The 18,696-nt window shown below is 71.6% G+C and carries 13 protein-coding genes and 1 pseudogene; 8 read left to right on the top strand and 6 right to left on the bottom strand.

The features are described 5' to 3' along the window. Positions 1-81: 81 nt before the first annotated feature. The 4 genes from ACILSK_RS20585 to ACILSK_RS20570 form a co-directional block, all read right to left on the bottom strand. Positions 82-4,923 carry an NAD-glutamate dehydrogenase gene (locus ACILSK_RS20585; protein ID WP_407077052.1) on the bottom strand — a complete coding sequence of 1,614 codons (4,842 nt, stop codon included), beginning with the start codon at positions 4,921-4,923 and terminating at the stop codon, positions 82-84. Between the two features lie 314 nt (positions 4,924-5,237). Continuing rightward, entirely contained in the window at positions 5,238-6,119 is an 882-nt protein-coding gene (locus ACILSK_RS20580) for an ABC transporter substrate-binding protein (RefSeq protein ID WP_395729056.1), read from the bottom strand. Between the two features lie 105 nt (positions 6,120-6,224). Then, on the bottom strand, positions 6,225-6,665 hold the full coding sequence (locus ACILSK_RS20575) for a MarR family winged helix-turn-helix transcriptional regulator (protein WP_395729055.1): 441 nt from the start codon (positions 6,663-6,665) through the stop codon (positions 6,225-6,227). Continuing rightward, entirely contained in the window at positions 6,662-7,042 is a 381-nt protein-coding gene (locus tag ACILSK_RS20570) for a hypothetical protein (RefSeq protein WP_395729054.1), read from the bottom strand. The genes ACILSK_RS20575 and ACILSK_RS20570 overlap by 4 nt, the downstream gene beginning before the upstream one ends. Before the next feature lie 210 nt (positions 7,043-7,252). On the opposite strand from ACILSK_RS20570, the gene ACILSK_RS20565 reads away from it, so the two are divergent. From ACILSK_RS20565 to ACILSK_RS20545, 5 genes are read left to right on the top strand one after another with little or no spacing between them, the layout of a single operon-like run. Then, a complete protein-coding gene (locus ACILSK_RS20565; protein ID WP_395729053.1) occupies positions 7,253-8,917 on the top strand; it encodes an ABC transporter substrate-binding protein in 1,665 nt (554 codons plus the stop codon). A 27-nt stretch (positions 8,918-8,944) separates the two neighbouring features. Beyond that, a complete protein-coding gene (locus ACILSK_RS20560; protein WP_395729052.1) occupies positions 8,945-9,976 on the top strand; it encodes an ABC transporter permease in 1,032 nt (343 codons plus the stop codon). Beyond that, on the top strand, positions 9,966-10,976 hold the full coding sequence (locus ACILSK_RS20555) for an ABC transporter permease (RefSeq protein ID WP_395729051.1): 1,011 nt from the start codon (positions 9,966-9,968) through the stop codon (positions 10,974-10,976). The genes ACILSK_RS20560 and ACILSK_RS20555 overlap by 11 nt, the downstream gene beginning before the upstream one ends. Positions 10,977-11,026: 50 nt before the next feature. Further along, the gene (locus ACILSK_RS20550; RefSeq protein ID WP_395729050.1) at positions 11,027-11,992 is read left to right on the top strand and encodes an ATP-binding cassette domain-containing protein; all 966 of its coding nucleotides are present in this window, start codon (positions 11,027-11,029) and stop codon (positions 11,990-11,992) included. Beyond that, entirely contained in the window at positions 11,989-12,636 is a 648-nt protein-coding gene (locus tag ACILSK_RS20545) for an ABC transporter ATP-binding protein (protein ID WP_395729049.1), read from the top strand. Before ACILSK_RS20550 ends, ACILSK_RS20545 begins: the two co-directional genes overlap by 4 nt. Before the next feature lie 121 nt (positions 12,637-12,757). Here ACILSK_RS20545 and ACILSK_RS20540 read toward each other — a convergent pair whose 3' ends face one another. Then, entirely contained in the window at positions 12,758-13,468 is a 711-nt protein-coding gene (locus ACILSK_RS20540; protein ID WP_395729115.1) for a (2Fe-2S)-binding protein, read from the bottom strand. A 226-nt stretch (positions 13,469-13,694) separates the two neighbouring features. On the opposite strand from ACILSK_RS20540, the gene ACILSK_RS20535 reads away from it, so the two are divergent. Next, positions 13,695-13,871, top strand: coding sequence for a hypothetical protein (locus ACILSK_RS20535; RefSeq protein WP_395729048.1), 177 nt, complete (start codon positions 13,695-13,697; stop codon positions 13,869-13,871). Positions 13,872-13,989: 118 nt separating this feature from the next. Here ACILSK_RS20535 and ettA read toward each other — a convergent pair whose 3' ends face one another. Continuing rightward, positions 13,990-15,669, bottom strand: coding sequence for an energy-dependent translational throttle protein EttA (gene ettA, locus ACILSK_RS20530; RefSeq protein WP_395729047.1), 1,680 nt, complete (start codon positions 15,667-15,669; stop codon positions 13,990-13,992). Positions 15,670-15,900: 231 nt separating this feature from the next. Here ettA and ACILSK_RS20525 point away from each other — a divergent pair, with 231 nt between their 5' ends. Continuing rightward, complete coding sequence (locus ACILSK_RS20525) at positions 15,901-17,205, top strand: hypothetical protein (RefSeq protein ID WP_395729046.1); 1,305 nt, start codon at positions 15,901-15,903, stop codon at positions 17,203-17,205. A gap of 501 nt (positions 17,206-17,706) precedes the next feature. Beyond that, positions 17,707-18,615 (top strand): annotated as a pseudogene (locus ACILSK_RS20520) (cytosine permease); the annotation flags it as partial. Between the last annotated feature and the right edge of the window lie 81 nt (positions 18,616-18,696).

The following is an 18,696-nucleotide window of genomic DNA, read 5'->3' as shown; positions in this document are numbered from 1 at the left end:
GGGCACCCTTCATGCGACCTGGGTCGGAACAGCACCGGTCGGTGCCCGACGCAGTCTGCCGTATCCCGATGTCCCCGTTGATCAGCGGATCATCGTCCGGATCTCCCGCGCGGCCACCGACAGCTCGGCCAGGTCGGTCACCGATACCCGGCTGATCTCGCCGAGCGTGCGCCGCGCCCGGGCCAGCCGAGACTTGTTCTGTTTCTCCCACTGTTCGATCTTGGCCTGCGCGTCCTGCTCCGGGGACGTGGTGGACAACACATCGGCGGTGAGCAGCCGCAGCGACCGGTACAGGTCGTCGCGCAGCGCCTGCCGGGCCAGCGCGTGCCACCGGTCGCCGCGCTCCAGCGCGCTCACCGAGGTCAGCAGATGGTCGAAGTCCAGGTGCGCGGACAGCGCGTACAGCAGCTTGGCGCATTCGAGCAGGTCACGACCGCTGTCGGCGGCCACGTCGACCGCGTCGAGCAGGCTGTAGGTGTGCAGCCCGTAGGCCACCGTCTCGGCCAGCGCGCGCGGCGCACCGGCCTCGGTCAGCTCGGCGATCTCGGCCTGCACCGTCTCCAGGTCGGCCCCGCAGACCAACGTCGGCAGCAACGGCACCATCTGCTCGATCGGGCCGGCGTACCGGTCGATCTCGGCCCGCACGTCCAGCGGTTGCGGGCGTTGGGTGAGCAGCCAGCGGGCGGCCCGGTCGAGGAGCCGGCGCACCCGCAGGATGATGGTGTCCTGGGTCAGTGCCGGGGCCCGGTTGTTCAGCTCGGCGACCTGCCGCCAGACCGTCGGCAGGTCGAAGACCGTGCTGGCGACCGTGTAGGCCCGGATCGCGTCGTTCGGGGTGGCCGCCATCTCCTCCTCGAGCCGGAACGCGAACGTCAGGCCGGCCCGGTTGACCATTTCGTTGACGGTCTCGGTGGTGACGATCTCCCGGGCCAGCGGGTGCTCGGTGATCGCCCGCCGGGCCACGTCCGAACCGTCCCGCATGGCCCGGGGGAAGTACTCGGGTAACCGGTGGGCGAACGCCGGATCGCCCGGCAGCTTGCCCTTGAGCATGGCCGAGGACAGGCCGGCCTTGACATAGGCGAGCAGCACGCACAGCTCGGGACCGGCCAGTCCCTCCCCCGCCGCCTGCCGCGCCTGGATCTGGGCGTGGCTGGGCAGGAACTCCAGGGCCCGGTCCAGCCGGCCCGATTCGACCATGGCGTCGATCAACCGGGAGTGCACCGACAACATGACGGGGGCGTGCAGCCGGGACGCGCCGAGCACCCGGTTCTGCCCCTTGTTGTCGGCCAGCACCAGGTCGGCGACCTCGTCCGTCATCGACGACAGCAGTTCCAGCCGGCCGGGCTCGTCGAGGTCGCCCTGCTCCATCCGGTACTGCAGGGCGATCTTGATGTTCACCTCGTGGTCCGAGGTGTCCACGCCGGCGGAGTTGTCGATGGCGTCGGTGTTGATCCGACCCCCGTTCCGGGCGAACTCGATCCGGCCGAGCTGGGTGACGCCCAGGTTGCCACCCTCCCCGACGACCTTGGCCCGCAGGTCGCCGCCGTCGACCCGGACGGCGTCGTTGGCCTTGTCACCCACCTGCAGGTTCTGCTCGCTCGACGCCTTGATGTAGGTGCCGATCCCGCCGTTCCACAGCAGGTCGACCGGCGCCAGCAGGATCGCCCGGATCAACTCGGTCGGGGTCAGCTTCTCGACACCGTCCGCCAGTCCGAGCGCCGCCCGCATCTGCGGCGTGATGGCGATCGACTTGGCGGTCCGCGGGAACACGCCACCACCGGCCGAGATCAGGTCGGTGTTGTAGTCGGCCCAGGACGACCGGGTCAGCTCGAACAGCCGCAGCCGTTCGACGAACGACTCGGCCACGTCCGGGGTCGGGTCGACAAAGACGTGCCGATGGTCGAATGCGGCGACCAGCTTGATGTGCTGGGACAGCAGCATCCCGTTGCCGAAGACGTCCCCGGACATGTCGCCGACGCCGACGCAGCTGAAGTCCTGCGTCTGGGTGTCCACCCCGAGCTCGCGGAAGTGGTGCTTCACCGACTCCCAGGCCCCCCGGGCGGTGATGCCCATCGCCTTGTGGTCGTAGCCGACGCTGCCGCCGGAGGCGAAGGCGTCGTCCAGCCAGAAGCCGTAGTCGTGCGCGACCCCGTTGGCGATGTCGGAGAACGTCGCGGTGCCCTTGTCGGCGGCGACGACCAGGTACGAGTCGTCGTCGTCCCGGCGGACCACCAGCGGCGGCGGCACGATGTCGTTGACCTGCCGGTTGTCGGTCAGATCCAGCAACGCCGCGATGAACATCCGGTAGCAGGCCACGCCCTCGGTCAGCTGCTGTTCCCGATCGACCTGCGGGTCACCGGTGGGCGTCGGCGGCCGCTTCACCACGAAGCCGCCCTTCGCGCCGACCGGCACGATGACCGCGTTCTTGACCTCCTGGGCCTTGACCAGGCCGAGGATCTCGGTGCGGAAGTCCTCCGGCCGGTCCGACCAGCGCAGGCCGCCCCGGGCGACGTCGCCGAATCGCAGGTGCACGCCCTCCAGCCGCGGCGAGTACACCCAGATCTCATGGGCCGGAACGGGTTTGGGCATGCCCGGGATCTTGCCGGGGTCGAGTTTGACGGACAGGAAGTCGCGCCGGTTGCCGTTCTCGTCGGTCCGGTACTCGTTGGTCCGCATGGTGGCGGTGATCACCGACAGCAGGGTGCGCAGGATCCGGTCGGCGTCCAGGCTGCTCACCGCATCCAACGCCGCGGTGATCCGCTCCGCGATGCGGGCCGCCTCGGCGGCCCGGGTGTCCGGGTCGTCGACGAACCGGTCCGGGTCGAACTGAGTCGCGAACAGCCCGGCCAGGTCCGCGGTGATCTCCGGATGCGCGGCCAGCACCTGCTCGACGTACCGCTCGGTGTAAGGGGTTCCGATCTGCCGCAGGTAGTGCGCGTACGACCGCAGCACCGCCACCTCGCGCCAGGCCAGCCCGGCGGCCAGCACCAACTGGTTGAACCCGTCCACCTCGGCCCGACCGGCCCAGGAGGCGATGAACGCCTCCGACATCCGGGTCCGCAATTCGTCGTCGGCGGCCCCGGCGGCGATCGCGTCCTGCGGGAACGTCAGCCCGAAGTCGTAGATCCGGGAGGGTGCGCCGTCCCCCCGACGCACCTCGAAGGGCCGCTCGTCCAGCACCTCGGCGCCCAGCGTCTGCAGCACCGGCAGCGCCCGGGACAGGGTGACCGCCCCGCCGGTGACGTACAGCTTGAGGCGCCAGTCGCCGACCTGGTCCGGACCGCTCGGCGTCATCTTCAGCGCCAGGTCGTCCGACCCGGTCAGTTCGTCCAGCCGCCGCAGATCGGCGACCGCGTCCTCGACCTGATAGGTCTCCTTGTAGGCCTCGTCGAACGCGTCCGCGTACCGGGACAGCGCGCCGGCGGTATCCAGATCGTCCTCACCGGCCGCACCGCCACCGCCGACGACGGCGGCGACCAGCCGGTCCTCCCAGGTCCGGATGGTCCCGCGGAGCGCCTTGGTCAACGTGCCGACATCGGGTTCGACCCGGTTCGCCGGGTCCGTGCTGACGGTGAAATGCACGGCCGCGAGCAGCGAGTCGCCGACTCGGGCGGTATACCGGATGCCGGTGCCGCCGAACGCGTCGACCAGGATCTGCTGCATCGCCAGCCGGCACGCCGTGGTGTAACGGTCCCGGGGCAGGTACACCATCACCGAGACGAACCGGCCGAACGGGTCGGGCTGCAGGAAGGCGCGCAGCCGGCGGCGGCTGGCCAGTTGCAGCACGTTGCCGATCACCTCGACCATCTGGTCCGGCTCGGCCCAGAACAGCTCGGCCCGCGGATAGGTGGCCAGCAGATCCAACGCCCGCTGACCGGTGTAGGTGTCCGGGGCCGCGCCGAGCGTGGACAGCACGGCCTGCACGGTCAGCCGCAACACCGGAGTGGTGGTGATCTCGGCGTTCAGCGCCCGCGCCGTGAACACGCCGAGGAAGCGGTGCTCCCGGGTGATCGCACCGTCCGGACCCAGCAGGCGCACCCGGACCTCGAAGGGCGGCACATCGCGGGTCAGCGCGGACCGGACCGAGGCCTGGGTGAGCAGCAGGTGGTGCGGCTCGCCGGACGGCGACTGGCCGATCAGATCGTCGCCGTCGGATCCGGCCACCCACTCCCGCAGGATGCCCAGGCCGGAGCCGCGCACCGGCACCAAGCCCGCCGCGTCCCCCGCCCGATCCGCGGTCAGGTCGTACCGCCGGTAGCCAAGGAACGTCATGTGGCCGGAGATCAGCCAGTAGAGGAAGTCGGCCGCTTCGGCCACCTCCTGCGCGGACCGCGGCGAGAACGTGCCCCGCAGGTCCCCGGCGGCGGTCGCGACCGCGGCCGTCAACGCGCCGCTGTCGCCCACCACCGCCCGCACCGAATCGAGCGCATGCCGCAGCACGTCCTCGATGGCCTCCGCGCGCTCGGCGTCGGACAGCCGGTCGATCAGGATGTGCATCCACGACTCGCGGAGGCGCGAGGCCTCCTCCTCGGCCGGGGCCGACTCGTCCACGACCGTGACCAGGTCGCCGTCGGCGTCCCGGCAGGCGATCAGGATCGGGTGCAGCACCCGGTGCACGATGACGTTCTGGGTGGTCAATGCGCCGATGACGGAGTCGACCAGCGACGGCATGTCGTCGGTGACGATGTCGATGACCGTCTTCGTGTCGGTCCAGCCGGTTCCCGTTGGTTCGGTCGACGGGCCACCGACCGGGGCCGGGTTGAACACCCGGATGCGCACCTCGCCCTGCCGGCGGCGGCGGCCGACGCGCCAGTGGCCGTCGATGATGCCGAGCACGTCCTCGGGGGTTTTGGGCTGATCCTCGGTCGGAACATGCCGGAAGTACGCGTCGATCATCGACGCCCGCTCGGGGCGCCGCGTCATCGCCCGGGCGACCGCGCTGTCCGGGTCACCCGGATGTGGCCCGCTCGTGGTCGGGTGGACAAGCGGGCGCGATTGCGTCTGTGTCATCGGCCGCACCGAGTCATGGCTGTGCTCTCCCAGTATTCCGGACACACGTGCGCACCCGGCCGGGGCGCTCCAATGCGACCTGTCTGCGGACCGAGCCTATGCCTTGACCGTCGCGCCGACCTAGGTTTGCGCAGGTCGGGGTGAGACTTCTCGTCCGGGGGCAACCTGTGACCGGCCCGTACGTCCTTGCGCGCCGCCGGTCGCCATGCTCGCCGGTGCGACCGCGGTCAGCCGATGCGCAAGCTGCGGCCGGGCACGACCGGGACGGCGCCGGGGTGCAGGATCGCGGCCAGCGCCTCGACCCCGTCCACCAGTCGCGGACCCGGGCGGACGACGAGCGCGTCCCCGTCGATGGCCCACACCGGCCGGTCGGGGAATCGATGCGCGACCAGACTGGCCTGCTCGGTGGCCCCGTCCAGGTGGAACCCGCAGGGCGCCACGACCACCACATCCGGTCGCTCGGCGGCGATCTCGGCCCAGCTGGTCGGCTCGCTCGGCCGTCCCGGGCGGGCCGAGACCGCGATCCCGCCGGCCGCGTGGACCAGGTCGGGCACCCAGTGCCCGGCGGTGAACGGCGGGTCGACCCATTCCACCACCGCAACCCGCGGGCGCGGGCGGCCGGCGACCGCCGCCGCCACCGCGGCCAGCCGCCCGCGCAGACCGGCGACCAGCCGCGCCGCCCGGTCGCCGGTTCCGGTCCGCCCGCCGACCTCGGTGATCGTGGCCAGCACGTCGTCGAGGCTGCGTGGGTCGAGCGACACGACGTCGGCGCGGCAGCCCAGGTAGGCCAGCGCGTCGTCGACCTGTCCCGACGGCAACGCGCAGACCTGGCACAGATCCTGGGTGATGATCAGATCGGGGTCCAGCGCGGCGAGAGCCCCGGCGTGCAAGGTGTACAGGTCCTCGCCGGCGGCCATTCGCTCCCGCACGTAGGCATCGATCTCACCCGGGGTCAGCTCACGGGTGTCCCGACCGCCGACCACGATCGTCTTCTCGGAGCGCGCGGCCGCCGGCTCGTCGCACTCGAAGGTGACCCCGACCAGGTCGTCCCCCAGGCCGAGCGCGTAGACGATCTCGGTGGCCGACGGCAGCATCGAGACCAGGCGCATCGGCCGACCCTAGTTGGCCGTAGCGCGCGAGGCCACCATCGAGCACCGGAGGGGTGTCCCGGAGGCAATGCGGCGACCCAGGAGCATCGACGGCGCTTCGGTGCCTCATCCATCGATCTCGTAGGACCGGACCATGAGATCGGTCATCGCGCGTTGGAACTCGTCGCGGCGCTGCTGGCTCCACCCGGCGGTCAACTCGTCGAATTTCCGTTCCTGCCAGGCGTGCGCCTGCCCGAGAACGGCGCGCCCGGCGGAGGTCACGGCGGCCGGGCGCCGGCGTCCGTCCGACGGGGACGTCGTCATCGTCAGGTAGCCCGCGGCGACCGCGCTCGTGATCAGACGCGACGCGCCACTCTGATCGATACCGATCTCGTCCGCCACCGCGTTCACCGTCGCCGGCTCCCCGCGGCCGGCCAGGGCCGCCACGGCCTCCGTGGCCAGGACGAGCCGTCCTTGCTCGGCGACGGAGGCGTCGGCCGATCGCGAACGACGCGACCAGTGCCGCACGAAACCGAACAGGAGCTGGCCCGGTCCGGAGTCGTTCATTCGGTCGCGGCCATTTCCCGACACAGGTACGCCAGGTCGAGCGCGGACCGCAGATCCGGCAGCCGCAGCGCCGCCGTCACCTTCCCGCCGGCGACGCGGAACACTATGGCCACCCGGGTCGGCGTCCGGTTCTCCGGCCACGTCGCGTCGTGCTCGACCACCATCAGCCGCTCGCTGATCGGGTGCCACGAGCGCGGCACCAGCCGGATGCCGGACCGCTCGACCCAGTCGGCGAACTGGTCCGGCGAGATCGGTCCCGCGCCCTTCGGCCCGAGGACGACGACCGGATCACCGACAGCCGCTTTCGCGCGGCGTAGGTCGCCGGCGTTCACGCCGGCATGCCACTCGTTGATGGCCGGTTCCAGCTCTGATTCCATCGTCCGACTATATGCGAATCGCATGCATCGTGCCCATGGCTCCGATCGTCGTGACCGGCACAGCGCACCGCCACCAGCCGCACCCTGGTCGTTCGGTCAGGCTTCGGCCTCGCGAATCCCCTCCCCTCCCCGTCCTTCCCCAATGGATCATCGGCCCATATGCTCCGACATCTACCCGACCGCGAACCACCTCGATTCCGAGGGAGCACCGTGGAAACCCTGACTCGCCGACCGTTTCCGATCCGCCGCCGGGCGGCCCGGATCACGGGCACCCTGACGGCTGCCGTACTGCTCGCCGGGTGTGCCAACCCGGACGCCACCTCCTCGAGCACCTCGGGGTCGGGCGGCGGCTCGGCGGCCAAGACCTCGCTCGTCCTGTCCGACGGGTACGACACCGCAACCTGGAATCCGCTGAACGGCGACGCGGACTACACCTCGAAGGTCTACGACGGGCTGCTGCGGCTGGCGCCGGCCGACGGCGGCGAGCCGACGTTCGTGCCGAACCTGGCCACGGCGCTGCCCCAGGCCAACGGCGATGCCACCCGGTGGACGGTCACCCTGCGGGAGGGGGTCACGTTCCACGACGGGTCACCGCTGACCGCGGCCGACGTGGCCGCCACATACACGACCGCGATCGACCCGGCCGCCGCGGCGCCGGTCGCGTCGATGTACGACATGCTCGAGCGGGTCGAGGCCACCGACGACCGGACGGTCGTGTTCGACCTCAACGAGCCGTACGCGGCATTCCCGTCCAAGCTGCTGATGGGCATCGCGCCCGCGGCGGCGTTGCAGCCGGTCGTCCCGGTCGAGCAATCACCGCTCAATACAGCCCCGATCGGCACCGGGCCCTACCGGCTGGTCTCCACCGGGCCGGATCGCACGGTGCTGCAGGCGTTCGACGGGTACTGGGGTGGACCCGTGCCGGTCCGCGAGATCACCATCGTCAACGTCACCGACGACAACACCCGGGTGCAGCGGATGCTGGCCGGCGACTTCGACGGCACGGTCATCCCGCCGCAGTTGGCCGCCGGCTTCCCCGAATCGGCCGGCTTCACGGTCATCTCGAATCCGTCCGCGGACTGGCGATCGGTGGTGCTGCCCGCGAAGGACCCGGTCGCCGGCGACCCGGCGGTGCGCCAGGCGCTGAACCGGGCCGTCGACCGCACCGCCATCGTGCAGACCGTGCTGGCCGGGCACGGCATCGCCGCAAGCACGCCCTTCTCCCCCATTTTCAGCACCTATTACGACCCGGCGGCGGAGTTCACCTACGACCCGGACGCCGCCCGCACGATTCTCGACCAGGCCGGCTGGGTCCCCGGCCCGGACGGCATCCGGGTCAAGGACGGGCAGCGGGCCGAGTTCACGCTGATGTACTACGCGCCGGAGACGTTGCGCCGGGACCTGGCCACCGCGTTCGCCGGCGACGCGCTCACGATCGGCATCTCCGTCCGGCTCGACGGCCTGGGCTCCTGGGACGACATCCAGCCCCGGCTGGGCACGGACGCGGTCATCTGGGGCGGCGGCGACACCCCGTACGACCCGGACAGCAACCTGTACCGGATGCTCTCCTCGACCTTTGCGGGCCAGCCGGGTTCCTACGACAACCCGGGCCAGTACGTCGATCCCACCGTCGACGCGCTGCTGGCCCAGGGTCGCAACACGCTCGACCCCGCGGCTCGCGCGCAGCTGTACCGGCAGGTGCAGCAGGCGTACGTGGCCGACCCGGCGTTCGTCGTGCTGGCCTTCATCGACCACGTCTACGTCACGCGTAAGGACACCGGCTGGACCGGCACGACGCCGATCCTGGAGCCGCACGCGCACGGCGTCCTGTCCTGGGGCCCCTGGTGGAACATCACCGACTGGACCCCGGCGTGAGCACCGGACCGCATCCGTGACCCCCGCGTGATCGCCGCCGACGACGAGGCTCTGGAGGCCTCACCGATCAGCCGGCGGGGACGATGGGCGGCCGCCGGCCGGCTGGCGGTGCGTCGCCTGCTGATCGCCGTGCCGATCACCGTTCTGGTGTCGATGGGGGTCTTCGCGCTGGCCGCGGCTTCGCCGTTCGACCCGTTGGCCGGCTACCTCGGTGACCGGTACCTGACCGTCGGCGTCGACCAGGCCGAGGTGCTGCGTGAGCAACTCGGGCTGAACCGGCCGTGGATCTACTGGTGGTGGGACTGGTTCACCGCCGGCCTGCACGCCGACCTGGGCACGTCGCGCTCCTACGGCCAGCCGGTGGCGACTGTGATCGGCCAGCGGCTGCCGTGGACGCTGCTGCTTGCCGGCACCGCCCTGGCGCTCGCGGTGGCCATCGCCATCGGAGCCGGGGTGCGCTCGGCGGCCCGGCCCGGCGGGCTGGTCGACCGGACCCTGATCCCGCTGGCCTACGTCCTGCAGGGCATCCCGACGTTCGTGCTCGGCCTGGGCGCCATCCTGCTGTTCGCGCTGACCTGGCCGATTCTGCCGGCCGCCGGGGCCACCGACGCGACCGCCGCCGTCTCGGTCGGCCAGGTGGCTCGACACCTGGTCCTGCCGGCGAGCGTGCTGGCGATCTCCCAGGTGCCGTGGCTGCTGCTCAACGTCCGCCAGTCGATGCTGGCCGCGCTGTCGGCCGATCACGTGCAGACCGCCCGGGCCCGCGGGCTGCCGCACCGCACGGTCATCCGCCGGCACGCGCTGCCCGGTGCGCTGCTGCCGTTCCTGTCGGTGATCGGCGTCCGGCTGCCCGAGCTGGTGGTCGGCGCCACCCTGATCGAGGTGGTGTTCTCCTGGCCGGGAATCGCTGCGGCCACCGTGTCATCGGCCCGGACGATGGACTTCGCCCTGCTCGCCGCGCTCACCACCCTGACCACCCTGCTGGTGCTGATCGGCAACATGCTGGCCGACATTGCCTACACCCTGGCCGATCCGCGAGTGAGCGCCGATGAGCAGTGACACCACCACCGGCAGCCCGACCGACAGCGCAACCGGGGCCACGACCGCCATCACGACCGCCCCCGGTTCGCGGGTCGGCGCGGGACCGGGGTCGGCGGCGCGCGGGGTGCCGCCGCCCCGCTGGCGGGCCGCGGTCACCTGGCGGCCGGCCCGCATCCCCGGTGGTCGCCGCACCTGGGTGCTGCCGGTGTGCGCGGGCACCTTGCTGGCCCTGCTCGGGTTCGCGCTGATCGTGCCGTGGGTCGCCGACGTCGATCCCCGGCTGACGGACCTGGCCGCGGCCAACCAGGGCCCGTCGGCGGCGCACTGGTTCGGCACCGATCAGTCGGGGCGGGATCTGCTGGTCCGGGTGGCCCAGGGCATGCGCGTCTCGTTGCTCATCGCGATCCTGTGTGCGGTCGTGGCCACCGTGCTCGGCTGCCTGATCGGGTTGGCAGCGGCGGCGTTCGGCGGGTGGGTCGACCGGGTGCTGATGCGCGCCGTCGACGCGCTCAATGCGATCCCGCACCTGCTGCTGGGCATCGTGATCGCGTCGATGTGGAAGGGCGCGATCCTCGCCGTCATCGCCTCGATCGCGCTGACCCACTGGACCCAGGTCGCCCGCATCGTGCGGTCCGAGGCGTTGACCGTCCGCACCCGCGACTACGTGCTGGCCGCGGTCTCCCTCGGCGGCACCCGGTGGCGGGTGATGGCCGACCACCTGCTGCCGGCGGTCGCCCCGCAGGCGCTGCTGGCGATCGCGTTGCTGCTGCCGCACGCGGTCTGGCACGAGTCGGCGCTGTCGTTCCTCGGGGTCGGTCTACCCCCGGACCGGCCCAGCCTGGGCACCCTGCTGGAGGACGCGCGCACCCGGATCCTGATCGGCCAGTGGTGGATGCTGCTGTTCCCGGCCTTGGCCCTGGTGGTGGCCACCGCGGCGACGGCCGGCCTGTCTGCGGTCGCCCGGGACCGGATGCTGCCGCACCGGCACACCGAGCTGGGTATCGGCGGGGTCCGATGACGGCGGCGTCGCGCCCGGGCCCGCCGGTCCCGGGTTCACCGGCGGCGGGCGTGTCGATCCGGGGCCTGTCGGTGCAGCTCGGGCTGGCCGGCGACCACTGGGTGCACGCGGTGACCGATCTCGACCTGGATCTGCCGGCCGGCACCGTCACGCTGCTGGCCGGGGAGTCCGGCTGCGGCAAGTCGGTGCTGGCCGCGGCGCTGATCGGGCTGCTCCCGCCGACCGCCCGGATCCGCGGTCGGGTCGAGCTGACCAGGCCCGACGGCCCGCCGGTCGACCTGCTGTCGCTGACCGACGACGAGCTGGCATCGCGGGTGCGGGGCCGGCGGATCGGGCTGATGCCGCAGTCGGCAGCGACCTCGCTCACCCCGACCCGGACGGTCGGCGCCCTGCTCGACGAGGCCGTGGCCACCCTCGGCGGCCCGGTCCCGACCGCGCAGCTGCTGGCCGACGTCGGGTTGGCACCGGTCCGGGTGCGCGAGCTGTACCCGCACCAGCTCTCCGGCGGGATGGCGCACCGGGTGCTGGTGGCACTGGCCCTGGCCGGCGAACCCGACGTCCTGCTGTGCGACGAGCCGACGGCCGGTCTGGATCCGGCGAACTCCGACCGCGTCGTGCGCCTGCTGGCCGACCAGGCCCGGGCCGGCCGGGCGGTACTGCTCATCACCCACGACATCGCGGCCGCGGCGGCCGTCGCCGACCGGATCGCGGTCATGGTCACCTCGCGGCTGGTCGAGGTCGGGCCGGCCGCCGACGTGCTGGCCGACCCGCTGCACGACTACTCGCGGGCGCTGTGGGACGCCCTGCCCGAACGCGGCTTCCGGCCGGTGCCGGGCGATCCACCGCCGCTGACCGATCTGCCGCCCGGCTGCGCGTGGCATCGCCGGGCCGGCGGCGCGTGCAGCGGTGTGCTCACCCTGCAGCCGGCCGGCCCGCATCGGCGGGTCAGCTGCGGTTCCGGGCGCGCCGGCGCGGTGGCCGACCCGGCCGCCGACCTGAGCCGGGAGGCGTCATGACGCTGCACGCCACGGGGATCGTCGCCGGGTACGGCGAGCGCACCGTGCTCGCCGGGGTGGACCTGACCGTCGAGCCGGGCCGGATCACCGGCCTGCACGGCCCGTCGGGCAGCGGGAAGTCGACCCTGGCCAAAGTGCTCGCCCTGCTCCATCCGCGCACCGGCGGCACCGTCACCGTCGACGGCGACGCGGTGCCCGGATCGGGCTACCGCGCCCCGGCCGCGCTGCGGCGGCAGGTCGGCCTGGTGTTCCAGTCCCCCCGCGCGGCCACCGATCCGCGGTGGACCCTGCGGCAGATCATCGCCGAACCGCTGCGCGGCGGCCGGCGGGCCCGGCCGGGATCGGACGTCGCCGCGCTGGCCGCCCGGTTCCGGCTGACCGACGATCTACTCGCCCGGTACCCGCATCAGGTGTCCGACGGCCAGCTGCAGCGGGCCTGCCTGGCCCGCGCGGTGGCGCTCGACCCGCGCTACCTGATCTGCGACGAGGCAACCGCCATGCTCGACCCGTCCACCACCGCGACCATCGCCCACCTGGTGCGGGAGCTGGCCTCGGCCGGGACGGGAGTACTGGCCGTGTCCCACGACCGGACCCTGCTGCGGCACTGGGCGGACGACACGTACGACATCGCCGACCTGTCCTGAACCCGGCGGCCGGCGGGCCGACCCCGCCGTTCGCCGTTCGTCGGCCGGTGGTCAGCCATGCGTGGGCTCGTGCCGCCGGTCGGCGACCACTCGCGGGCGCGGGCGGACTTGCCCCTGTCCCTCAGGCCGCGCCGAGCACGCAGTCACCGCAGACCGCCGCGGTCGACCCGGCCAGGCGGTAGATCAGGCAGCAGCTGCGCCGGCGAAAACCCGGCCCGGCCCGCAATGCGCCGCCCTCCACCCGGCGGTCGGCCAGCAGGGCGTCGGCGGCATCCCGGGCGGCGGCGGCCAGCTCGGGACGGGCGGCACCGACCAGACCGGCCGCGCTGACGGCCGCGGAGGCCGCGTTGCCCCACAGCACCCGGGGGCTGACCGAGTAGGCGGCCAGGCAGGCGTCGGTGATGGCCTCGACGGCCGATCCGGGCAGCCGCAACGCATCGCTGGCGTGCCCGCCGGCCGCTGCGGGCACCGGCTCGGGCCTAGGCCCCGACCCCGGCCGGGCCACGGAGAGCGGGTACGGCCCGCCCAGCTCGTCCCGCCACCACATCCCCGCCGCGGTCAGCGGCAGCGTGCTGCCGAGGGCGGCCGCACCGACCGCCGGCGCGATCAGCCGGGCCACCAACCCGAGGTGGGCCACCGAGACGGCCACCCGCAGCTCGATCCGATCCGGTGATCGCCCACCGCCCGCCGCCAGGGCCTGGCGCACCCGCCGCACACGCGCATCGAGCGCCGGCCCGGGGCCGGTCAGGTCGGTCAACGACCGCCAGCCGGCGGGCGGGGCCGCGCCGGAGGGATGCCGGTCGATCGCGAAGAACGGGCCGAGGTCGGCCAGCGGGGCCGGGTGATCGCTCCGACCGGGCGGGGGCGTCGACGGGACCGGCGCGCTCACCGGGCCAGTGTGGCATGCCCGCCGATCGGGACCCCGACCCCGACGAGTCGCTCACCCTCGGTCAACCCAACCTGTGATTTCGGCATGACTTCACCCAACTCGGCCAACGGCGACCATCACGGTACGTCTACCACCGCCCGGCGAACGATAACCCGATCGGAGACGACCGATGACCGATAACACTGCCCGACGCCAACCCCGCGTGGTGGGATCCAACGATTCCGCCCACGCCACCGCCCTGCTGAAGATCGGCGCACCCATCGCCTGCCCGACCTGCGGCTCGTTCACCGAACCGACCGAACGTGGCTGGCGCTGCACCAAGTCCACCTGCGTGTTCGCGAGCTGACGAACACGACAACACCGACAACACCGCAACACCGACGAAGGCGCCGCCGGATCCGATCCGGCGGCGCCTTCGTCATGTCCGGGGGCCGATCCTATTTCCGGGGTCGTCCCCGAGTGGCTCAGTCCCGGGTGAGCTTGCGGTGCGTCACCCGGTGCGGCCGGGCCGCGTCGGCGCCCAGCCGGGAGACCTTGTTCTTCTCATAGTCGGAAAAGTTGCCCTCGAAGAAGTACCACTGGGCCGGGTCGTCGTCGGTGCCCTCCCACGCCAGGATGTGCGTGCACGTCCGATCCAGGAACCAGCGATCGTGCGAGATGACCACGGCGCAGCCGGGGAACTGCTCCAGCGCGTTCTCCAGCGAGCCCAGGGTCTCCACGTCCAGGTCGTTGGTCGGCTCGTCGAGCAGCAGCACGTTGCCACCGACCTTGAGGGTCAGCGCCAGGTTCAGCCGGTTCCGCTCACCGCCGGACAGCACCCCGGACGGCTTCTGCTGGTCCGGCCCCTTGAACCCGAAGGCGGACACGTAGGCCCGGGACGGCATCTCGACGTGGCCGACCTTGATGTAGTCCAGCCCGTCGGAGACGACCTCCCAGACGTTCTTCTTCGGGTCCAGGCCACCGCGGCTCTGGTCGACGTAGGACAGCTTGACCGTGTCGCCGACCTTGACGGTCCCCGCGTCCGGCTCTTCCAGCCCGACGATCGTCTTGAACAGGGTGGTCTTGCCGACCCCGTTGGGGCCGATGACGCCGACGATGCCGTTGCGCGGCAGGGTGAACGACAGCCCGTCGATCAGCACCCGGTCGTCGAAGCCCTTCCGCAGGTTGCCCACCTCAACGACGATCGAGCCCAGCCGCGGGCCCGGCGGGATCTGGATCTCCTCGAAGTCGAGCTTGCGGGTGCGCTCGGCCTCGGCCGCCATTTCCTCGTACCGCTGCAGGCGGGCGCGGGACTTGGCCTGCCGGGCCTTGGCCCCGGACCGGACCCAGGCCAGCTCCTCCTTCAGGCGCTTGGCCAGCTTGGCGTCCTTGCGGCCCTCCACCTGCAGCCGCTCGCCCTTCTTCTCCAGGTAGGTGGAGTAGTTGCCCTCGTACGGGATCAGCCGGCCGCGGTCCACCTCGGCGATCCACTGCGCGACGTTGTCCAGGAAGTACCGGTCGTGGGTGACGGCCAGCACCGCCCCCTCGTAGGAGGACAGGAACTGCTCGAGCCAGAGCACCGACTCGGCGTCCAGATGGTTGGTGGGCTCGTCGAGCAACAGCAGGTCGGGGGCCTGCAGCAGCAGCTTGCAGAGCGCGACCCGGCGCCGTTCACCACCGGAGAGGAAGTCCACCGCGGAGTCGCCGGGCGGGCAGCGCAGCGCGTCCATCGCCTGGTCGAGCTTGGCCTCCAGGTCCCAGCCGCCGGCGTGGTCGATCTCCTCGATCAGCTCGCCCATCTCGGCCATGAGCTTCTCGTTCTCGTAGTCGGTCTCCGCGAGCTTGGCGACCTCCTCGTACCTGGCCAGTTTCAGGTTCAGCTCGCCGAACGCGGACTGGATGTTCTCCAGGACCGTCTTGGACTCATCCAGTGGCGGTTCCTGCTGCAGCATGCCGACGCTGAAGCCCGGGGTGAGGAACGCCTCGCCGTTGCTGGGGGTGTCCAGCCCGGCCATGATGCGCAGGATCGTCGACTTGCCGGCGCCGTTCGGGCCGACCACGCCGATCTTCGCGCCCGGGTAGAACGACATCGTGACGTCATCGAGGATGACCTTGTCGCCCACGGCCTTGCGGGCCTTCTTCATGGTGTAGATAAATTCGGGCACTTCAGGCCATTCCTCTCAAACGCAACCTTGCCGACGATCCCGGCATCGGTCGCCGCGCAATCCCCCGGCCGCAGGAGCCGCGGCCCGCGGTGCGACGCCGCCCTACAGTGTGCCGGACTCGATGGGGTGGTCACGCCCGTCGGGAGAGCGAGATCGCCGACCGGGCCTGTTTCGGGCCCGTAGATGGAGGGCACACTGTCTCAAAGGTAAAGAGATGGTCAAGGAGGTGGCGTGCGCGCGGCATCGCAGGCCCCGACGGGCGGGATCGTCACCCTCCCCGCGTTGCCTCCGCCACCGTCCGCCGACTACGACTCACCGACGGTCCGCGCGAGAATCCGCGACGAGCGGGCCCGGCGTCGGGCGCGCTGGCGTCGCGCATGGTGGCTCCCGCCGGCCGCCGTCGGGCTCTTCTTCTGCTGCCTGTGGGGACTGCTGCGGGTGGACCAGTACGTCGCCGACCGGTTCTTCTGGCCGAGCAGCGGCGCGCAGTTCGTGGAGGTCGGACCCGTCCCGGCCGATCCCGATTCGACCGGCGGCACGATCGTCGTGGTCACCGGCGGGCTCAATCGCAAGAGCGGCACCGGCCCGGCACTGGCCCTGATGCCCGCCCTGTCCGCCGATCACGCCCGGGTATTCAGCCTTGTCTACGGAAACGGCATCAGCGACAACGACGTCGATGACAAGTTCTTCGGGCTGGTCGACCGGGTACGGCCCGACCGGGTCGACTTCTTCGGCAGCAGCATGGGCGGCGACGTCGCGCTCCGGCTGGCCGCGCACCTGCAGCGGATGCGTTCGGAGCCCCACCCGGAGCCCGCCGGGAACGCCGACCTCCGGCCGGCCGGGCTCCGTCCGGACACCCGCCCGCTGCCTGCCCAGGTCCGCGCCGAGCGCTCGGGGAACCCCCGTGCACCCACCGGGTTCGCCCGCTGGACGACCCCGTCCGCGCCGGCCGCGGGCGCCGACCGGCCGACCTCGCCACGCCTGGGCGTCATCTACCTGGACTGCACCCCGCTCGGTGCCACCGACGTCCGCGACGTGGGGCGCACCCGGGCGGACGCGGTGACGGCGCTGTCCGAGGCGCTGCACACCGACGGCGGCGTCGGGGTGCGGATGCTCGCGGAGGTGCTGGGGCAACAACCGCAGTGGTCGACCGGTGTGTTCCCGTTCCTGGACGTCCGCTGGCCCGACCTGACCTACAAGGTCGATCAGGTCTGGCGCGAGAAGATCGCCGGCCCGGGCGTGTCGACCCAGCTCGTCAAGGACCAGTACGGCGTCATCCGGCGGATGGACATCGGCGCCGTGGCCGCCGATCTCGGTCCCGGCGCGCGCATCGTCTATTTCCGCCCCGAGGTGGCCGCGGACGACCGGGTGGTCCGGGTGGGCGCCGCCGAGAAGACCCTGCGCGATCTGGCCCGGGACCTGGGGCTGGACGTCCGGATCGCCCCGATTCCCGGCGGGCATCATGCCGGTGCGGAGAGCAATGGCCCGGCCTACCTTTCCGTTTTCGAGTCGGTCCGGGCCAGCCATGCGAGCTGACCGGCTCATTCCCGGACGGCATTGTTGCGCCATTGTTTCGACGGCATTTCGGTATTCTCGTATCCCGACCTTTCGGGCTGTCGCGGCCGGCCGGCGATGATCGCCGGACTGTGATCTTCGACCTCGTACCGCGCTGGCACTCAGTATTTCGGCACGTCAGAGCAGTTGTGCCGGCCAACCACCCGTCGCCGGCGACGACGGTCCGAGATATATCGGCGTCCAGCTGCGATATATCTTGCTTCGCCGGAACCGGCGTTGGATGCTGTTCCCATCGAATTTGCCAGAAGTTCCCCTGGTGGCCAATCCGGACGGCCATCGGCAAATCGGCAGACACATCGCGCGCTGTGTCGATGTCCTTCCCGGTGTTTCCCCCGCCACCGAGCCCGTAGCCGTGCCCGGCCCAGATGTCGATCGGTAGGAGCAGCAAGCATGACCGACAAGCAGGTGACCGCCAGCCCCGCCCCGGGTGCGCCCGGTTCCCCAGAGCACCACCATCTGTCCATGCATGACATCACCCCCGAGCACCCGGCCGGCGCCGGGGTGATCAAGCCCGGTTACGACGACCGGCTCACCAACGAGGACCTCGCCCCGCTGCGCAAGCAGACCTGGGGTTCCTACAACTTCTTCGCCTTCTGGATGTCCGATGTGCACAGCGTCGGCGGGTACGTCACCGCCGGCAGTCTCTTCGCCCTGGGCCTGGCCGCCTGGCAGGTGCTGGTGGCGCTGCTCGTCGGGATCACCATCGTCTACTTCCTGTGCAACCTGGTGGCCCGGCCGTCGCAGGCCACCGGCACGCCGTACCCGGTCGCGTCCCGCATCTCCTTCGGTGTGCTGGGCGCCAATATCCCGGCCATCATCCGCGGCCTGATCGCCGTCGCCTGGTACGGCATCCAGACCTACCTCGCCTCGGTGGCCCTGGTGTTGCTGGCCATCAAGCTCTGGCCCGGGCTGGCGCCGTACGCCGAGACCGCGCAGTACGGCTTCGCCGGCCTGTCCCTGCTCGGCTGGATCGGCTTCATGATCATGTGGGTGGCGCAGGCCGTCGTCTTCTGGCGGGGCATGGAGGCCATCCGCAAGTTCATCGACTTCTGCGGACCGGCCGTGTACGTCGTGATGTTCGCCCTGGCCATCTACCTGGTCGCCGCCGCCGGGTGGGACAACATCGACTTCAACCTGGCCGAGGGCGGCCTGACGCTGACCGGGTGGGCCGTCATTCCGGTGCTGCTGTCGGCAATCGCCCTCGTCGTCTCCTACTTCTCCGGGCCGATGCTGAACTACGGCGACTTCGCCCGGTACGGCAAGTCATTCAAGGCGGTCAAGAAGGGCAACTTCCTGGGCCTGCCGGTCAACTTCCTGGTCTTCTCGCTGCTGGTGGTCGTCACCGCGGCGGCCACCCGGCCGGCGCCGGGGTGATCAAGCCCGGTTACGACGACCGGCTCACCAACGAGGACCTCGCCCCGCTGCGCAAGCAGACCTGGGGTTCCTACAACT

The sequence above is a fragment of the Nakamurella sp. genome (genome assembly GCF_044224575.1).
Classification (GTDB): Bacteria; Actinomycetota; Actinomycetes; order Mycobacteriales; family Nakamurellaceae; genus Nakamurella.
Note: the sequence above shows the minus strand (reverse complement) of the source record. Positions and strands in the feature narration are given on the sequence as shown.